At 54.1% G+C, this 6,438-nt stretch carries 5 protein-coding genes; all 5 read left to right on the top strand.

Annotation, left to right across the window (positions count from 1 at the left end):
- The first annotated feature begins 26 nt into the window (after positions 1-26).
- On the top strand, positions 27-467 hold the full coding sequence (gene dksA / locus ACTH3S_RS14610; RefSeq protein WP_441809753.1) for an RNA polymerase-binding protein DksA: 441 nt from the start codon (positions 27-29) through the stop codon (positions 465-467).
- 63 nt (positions 468-530) lie between these two features.
- A complete protein-coding gene (gene gluQRS / locus ACTH3S_RS14615; RefSeq protein WP_441809742.1) occupies positions 531-1,403 on the top strand; it encodes a tRNA glutamyl-Q(34) synthetase GluQRS in 873 nt (290 codons plus the stop codon).
- A gap of 50 nt (positions 1,404-1,453) precedes the next feature.
- Positions 1,454-1,630 (top strand): hypothetical protein, encoded by a 177-nt coding sequence (locus ACTH3S_RS14620; RefSeq protein WP_441809743.1) that lies wholly within the window; start codon positions 1,454-1,456, stop codon positions 1,628-1,630.
- A complete protein-coding gene (locus ACTH3S_RS14625) occupies positions 1,620-4,586 on the top strand; it encodes an ATP-binding protein (protein WP_441809744.1) in 2,967 nt (988 codons plus the stop codon). Before ACTH3S_RS14620 ends, ACTH3S_RS14625 begins: the two co-directional genes overlap by 11 nt.
- Before the next feature lie 7 nt (positions 4,587-4,593).
- Positions 4,594-5,979 (top strand): sigma-54-dependent transcriptional regulator, encoded by a 1,386-nt coding sequence (locus tag ACTH3S_RS14630; protein ID WP_441809745.1) that lies wholly within the window; start codon positions 4,594-4,596, stop codon positions 5,977-5,979.
- Positions 5,980-6,438: the final 459 nt, after the last annotated feature.

A 6,438-nucleotide genomic window follows, 5' to 3' on the forward strand; every position in this document is an offset into this window, starting at 1 on the left:
AGGTATATAAAAAGAGGCCGGGTCATATGGCAACCACAGCAGACCAATCACGCGAACGTTTTACGAACTTCACCCCTTATGAAATGAAAAAGGGTGAAGAGTACATGAGTGCAGAGATGTTAGAGCACTTCAAAAATTTGCTGCTGCAATGGAAGCAGGAGCTGATGGAAGAAGTGGACCGCACCATGCACCACATGCAGGAAGATGCTGCAAACTACGCAGATCCCAGTGATCGCGCAACCCAGGAGGAAGAGTTCAGCTTGGAACTGCGCACCCGTGATCGTGAGCGCAAGCTGATCAAGAAAATCGATCAAACGAACGATCGCATCGACAAAGACGACTATGGTTTTTGCGATCAGTGCGGTGTAGAAATCGGTATTCGTCGCCTTGAGGCACGCCCGACCGCGACACTGTGCATTGACTGCAAAACTCTTGCTGAAATCCGCGAGCGCCAAACTGGCATCTAAGACGGCAAACCCGACCTGGCCGGCGCAGTCTGTTAAGGCACAGCCGGCCAACTCGCCCTATCAATGACCAAGCTGCGCCAATACCGAGGCCGCTTTGCGCCCTCCCCCACAGGTCCGCTTCATTTCGGTTCGCTGGTTACAGCGCTGGCAAGCTATCTGGAAGCTAAGTCCCAGAACGGGCAGTGGTTAATTCGCATTGAGGATCTCGACCCTCTGAGGGAACCGGCAGAAGCCACAGGCCAAATCCTTACCAGCCTTGACGCCCACGGGCTATTTCCAGACGAGCCAGTGCACTTCCAGTCTCGTCGCCATGAAGCCTACCACGCAGCTATTGAGCACCTGCTGTACAAAGGCTACGCCTATCGCTGTAGCTGTTCACGCAAACAGCTACAAGCCAATAATGGCAGACACCCATTGCGCTGCCGAAACGATGACACAACTCGCGACCAGCCCTTCGCTATACGCTTTGTGCTCAACGACGATCAATGCCAATGGCATGATCAGCTACTGGGGCCACAGCATCAGGCTGTCCAAGCCGAAATTGATGACCCGGTTATGCTGCGCAAAGAGGGCTTTTTTGCCTACCAGCTTGCGGTAGTGGTAGACGATATCGATCAAGGCGTTACCGATGTGGTACGCGGCTCAGATCTGCTGGACATGACCGCTCAGCAATTACAGATTTACCGTGCGCTTGAGGCAACACCACCACACTGGCTCCACATTCCCGTGATTGTTAACGATCACGGACAGAAGTTATCCAAGCAGAACCATGCGCCGGCGCTGGATAATCATACGCCGGTAGAAAACCTTTTTGCTGCGCTGGAGGCCCTAAACCAACAACCACCTCGATCGCTACGGACTGAGCCTCTGGAAAATCTACTTAAATGGGCCAGTACGCACTGGAATCGCGGGGCCGTTCACCTGACATCCCGGTGACTGTCGTGGTATAAAGCCTTTCACAAACCCCAGCGCGGATCGCATGCCTGATGTATATCTACCGACTGGTTTTTTTGCTGGTTCTGGCCATCTATATCTTTTCACCCAACATTCTCGACTGGTGGACCTCCCCCGGTAACGCTTGGTACAGCCCCTTCCTGATTTGGGCAGGTCTTATTGCCGTTGGGTTCTGGTTAGAATGGCGACGGGATCCGAATGAGTTTTAGCGCTTCTGGGCTGCTGTTTGCCAGCCTGTTATACCTTGTTGTCCTATTCGGCGTCGCTTGGATAACCGAGCGAGACATGCTGCCCAGGCACTGGGTTCGCCACCCGCTTGTCTACACACTCAGCCTGGGCGTTTACGCCGGCATTTGGGCTGTGTATGCAGCTGTTGGCTTGGCCGCAGAATCCGGTTACGGCTTTCTTGCCTACTATCTCGGGATCAGTGGCGCATTTTTATTGGCCCCAGTTCTACTCAATCCGATCATGCGGATAGGCCGCGCCTACCAACTGACCTCTCTGGCAGATTTATTCGCTTACCGATATCGCAGCCAGTGGGCCGGCACGCTTGTTACCCTGTGCTCTGGCGGCGCTATACTGTCGCTACTAAGCATGCAGATACAGGCAGTTTCCACATCTGCCAGCATTCTTGCGCCAGACACGTCTCCGCATCTGATCAGCGTTATGTTCAGCCTAATCGTTGTATTGTTTGCCATGCTTTTTGGCGCCCGACGCCATCAAGAGGCAGACAACCACCCAGGCCTGGTGCTGGCCATTGCCTTCGATTCTCTGGTGAAACTGGTCGCTTTGTTGGTGATTGGCGGCGTTGTGCTTTTTGGCGTATTCGACGGCATGGGCGGCTTAGACGCCTGGCTTGAAAGCAACAATGCCACTTCGATAGCGACCATGTCGCTGAGCATCGACGATGGTAGCTGGCGCGCGCTTATGTTGATGTCCTTTGCAGGTGCCCTGGTGTTGCCGCACATGTACCACATGACATTCAGCGAGAATCCATCACCCAAAGCATTGGCGAAAGCTAGCTGGGGGCTGCCGCTTTATCTGTTGCTGCTGGGCATTCCGGTGCCGCTGATTCTTTGGGGAGGCCAGGCACTGGGCGTCACCACCGGCGCCAACTTTTACATTATTGGCGTTGCTCAAGCGCTAGAAAGCCCCGCACTAACCTTACTCATGTACATTGCGGGACTGTCTGCCGCCAGCGGCTTGATGATCGTGAGCACCCTGGCGTTGGCCGGCATGGTTTTGAACCACATGGTTCTGCCCATTAAAACTCCAAAAGATCAGGGTGATATTTACCGCTGGCTGCAGTGGGTAAAGCGCCTGCTGATCGCCGCGATCATTCTTCTGGCTTTGCTGTTCCACGAAACCCTCGGCAAAAACCTGGACTTATCCATCCTCGGAGCCATTTCCCTTGCCGGAACACTGCAACTGCTGCCGGGCGCCCTGGGCGTCATCTACTGGCCGGAAGGCAACCGTCGCGGGCTGATTGCCGGACTGACTGTCGGCCTGGCTATCTGGCTGGTTACCCTGGTATTACCTTTCTCCCACACTGCCAACCTGCTGGAATGGCTGAACGCGCCGATTATCCCGGATTACAGCAACTGGCACATATTTACGTTTGTCAGCCTAACGGCAAACGTGTCGGTTTTTACGCTAATTTCAGTACTTAGCACCAGCACCAACGAAGAAACCAGCGCTGCCCAGGCCTGCTCTATGGGGGCGCTATCACGCCCACAGCGCCGCGAGCTATTGGCAAGCTCCTCCGCCGATTTTGTGCGACAGCTAGCCGAGCCCCTTGGTTACGATGCGGCCAAGCGAGAAATAAAACGTGCGCTGGGGCAATTAAGACTACCGAATGTTGAATACCGGCCTTATCAGCTCAGACGGCTGCGCGATCAAGTTGAAATCAATCTGTCTGGGTTACTGGGGCCCTCAGTTGCCCGGGATATGGTCAAACGCCACCTAGGTTTTAAACCTCTGGCCCGGGGTGGCACCGCCCAAGATATCAGGTACGTGGAGCGTGCGCTGGGAGACTACCAGAACAGGCTCACTGGGCTGGCAGGCGAATTAGATAACCTGCGCCGACACTATCGGCAAACTCTTCAGAACCTTCCAATCCCCGCCTGCTCCGTGGGCGAGGATGGTGAAATCCTGATGTGGAACCAAGCTATTGAAGAGCTGACTGGCATCACCGCCGATGATGTTGTCGGTGCGAGGTTAATGGCACTTCCTGACCATTGGCATCATCTGCTGGATGATTTCAACAGTGGAGAAGACCAACACCGCTACAAACATCGGCTGGATCTAAAAGGCCGACCCCACTGGCTGAACCTCCACAAAGCCGCCTTGAGCGGCCCAGATCACCCGGATGGCGGCAGCATTATTCTGGTAGAAGACCAAACCGAAACCCGGTTGCTGGAAGACGAGTTGATGCACAGCGAGCGCCTGGCATCCGTTGGGCGTCTAGCGGCGGGCGTTGCCCACGAAATCGGCAACCCGGTAACAGGCATCTCCTCACTGGCTCAGAACCTCAAGCTCGAAACCGACAACCCGGAGATTCTGGAAACAGCCAGCCAGATTCAGCAGCAGACTCGGCGCATATCAACCATTCTGCAATCGCTAATGAACTTCGCCCGCACCGGAAACCACTCCCAAGCCAACTTATATGAGCCTGTGAGCATCCGACGCTGTGTGGACGAATCTATCAACCTTTTGTCTCTGAGCGACCAGGGTCTTGGCATTCACTACACCAATGACTGCCCTGCAACGCTTCTGATACTGGGCGACGAACAGCGGCTTTTGCAGGTTTTTGTCAATCTTCTGGCCAACGCTCGGGATGCTTCTCCCGAGGGGGGCTTTGTTCGGGTTGCTGGCAAGGAAGACGATTACTCGGCTATCATCGAGGTCGTTGATCAGGGCTCGGGTATACCCGTGGATCAGCTTGACCACGTCTTCGAGCCCTTCTACACCACCAAGGCAACCAGCAAAGGAACCGGCCTTGGTTTGTCCCTGGTGTACAGCATTATTGAAGAACACTACGGCAACATTCAGGTAGAAAGCCCCGCAGACCCGGCAACCGGTCGCGGCACCTGTGTCCGACTGAAACTGCCAGCTTATGAGCCGGAGACAGACAACTCCGCCATCCGCCCGAACGAAAGGTTCTGAGACTGCTATGCCCCGAATTTTGATCGTGGAAGATGAAGACATTATTCGTTCAGCTGTTCGCAAATTGTTGTTACATGCGGGCTATGACGTTGACGATGTCGGCTCTGTCGAAGAAGCAGAGCAGCGCCACGAACCGGATCAGTTTGACCTGATCATTTCAGACCTGCGCCTCCCCGGCGCTGCCGGCACGGAGCTGATCAACCGAGCGCCGAACACACCGGTACTGATCATGACCAGCTACGCCAGCCTGCGCTCTGCCGTAGACTCCATGAAAATGGGCGCCGTTGAGTACATAGCCAAGCCGTTTGATCACGATGAGATGTTAGCAGCCGTGGAAGGCATTCTCGCTCGCACCATGTCATCAGCCTCAGAACGCCAGGGAGATGCCGCAGCACCGTCAGAAAACGGTGACCCTGCCAGCATTATGTACGGCCAATGCGAACCCATGCAGCGGGTATTCACGCTTATACGCAAAGTAGCACCCACAGAAGCCACCGTGCTTGTGCAGGGCGAATCGGGCACCGGTAAAGAGCTTGTTGCCAGGGCTCTGCATCTCTCAAGCCCACGCGCAGCAAACCCACTGATATCGGTAAACTGCGCGGCCATCCCGGAAAGCCTCATAGAATCCGAACTGTTCGGCCATGAAAAAGGCGCCTTTACCGGCGCCGTGTCAGCAAGAACCGGTCTGATTGAGGCCGCAGATGGTGGCAGCCTATTTTTGGACGAAATCGGAGAGCTACCAGCCGAAGCACAGGCACGACTGCTGCGAGTGCTACAGGAAGGCGAGATCCGCAAGGTTGGTTCAACTCAAAGCCGAAAAGTGAACGTGCGGATGATCGCCGCTACTCACCGAAACCTGAAAGCAATGACCCGCACGGGTGGATTTCGGGAAGACCTTTACTATCGCCTAAATGTGATGCAAATACGGATTCCGCCCTTGCGCGAACGCCAAAGTGACATTTTGGGACTTACCCGACGCTTCCTTACTTCCCAAGGCAACAAGATGGGCAAGCCGAACCTGAACCTCAGCCCGGAAGCCATGCGCGCGCTAGAACGGCACCGCTGGCCTGGCAACGTACGGGAGTTGGAAAATGCGATTGAGCGAGCCAGCATCCTCTGCGACGGCGATGTAATTACACCGTCTTTACTGGATCTCGACAGCGAAGGGAGTGATGAGTACATCCCTGAAACACTGGTGGAAGGCAACAATGAGCAACTTCACACTCGGGAAGCAGACAACACCAACGATCTTTCCCTAGAAGACTACTTCCAACACTTTGTTCTGGAAAACCAGGATCGCATGAGCGAAACCGAGTTGGCCCAAAAACTGGGCATCAGCCGAAAATCCCTTTGGGAACGTCGGCAGCGCCTTGGCATACCCCGGAAAAAATGAAACTGCCCTCAACTGTTACCGCGTGTTCCCCCCGGTAACACTCCATAGAGAAACCACCTATTACGGGTAACACTTATAGTGCGTATGGGGTAACACCTACACTCAGAAAAATCATAACTTACTGTTAACAAAAGGTTTTAAAAAAGTGGCACGCCAACTGCAATCTATTTAAGTGCACAACAACAAAAACAACAGTGACAAAGCAGCGCCTCAACAAAAACAAAAAGCTGCGGGAAGACGTTCAGCAACAAAAACAAAAATAGAACGTGAGCGAACTGAGTGTTTTGGGTACTTTGCTTTTTTGGTAGTCCCTTGGCACGTGTGAGTTGTAGAGATGCAGAGAAGAATCACCCCTGAGGTGACGCCGCACCTACCAATGACTTGCTCGATGTCTTTGACTGCTCATTGTGTTCAAAGCTTTCCGTTTGCACTGCTGAGAAGCCCTAATTTTGGGGATAT

Origin of the sequence: Marinobacter sp. (genome assembly GCF_052094685.1) — a bacterium.
Taxonomy (GTDB): domain Bacteria; phylum Pseudomonadota; class Gammaproteobacteria; order Pseudomonadales; family Oleiphilaceae; genus Marinobacter.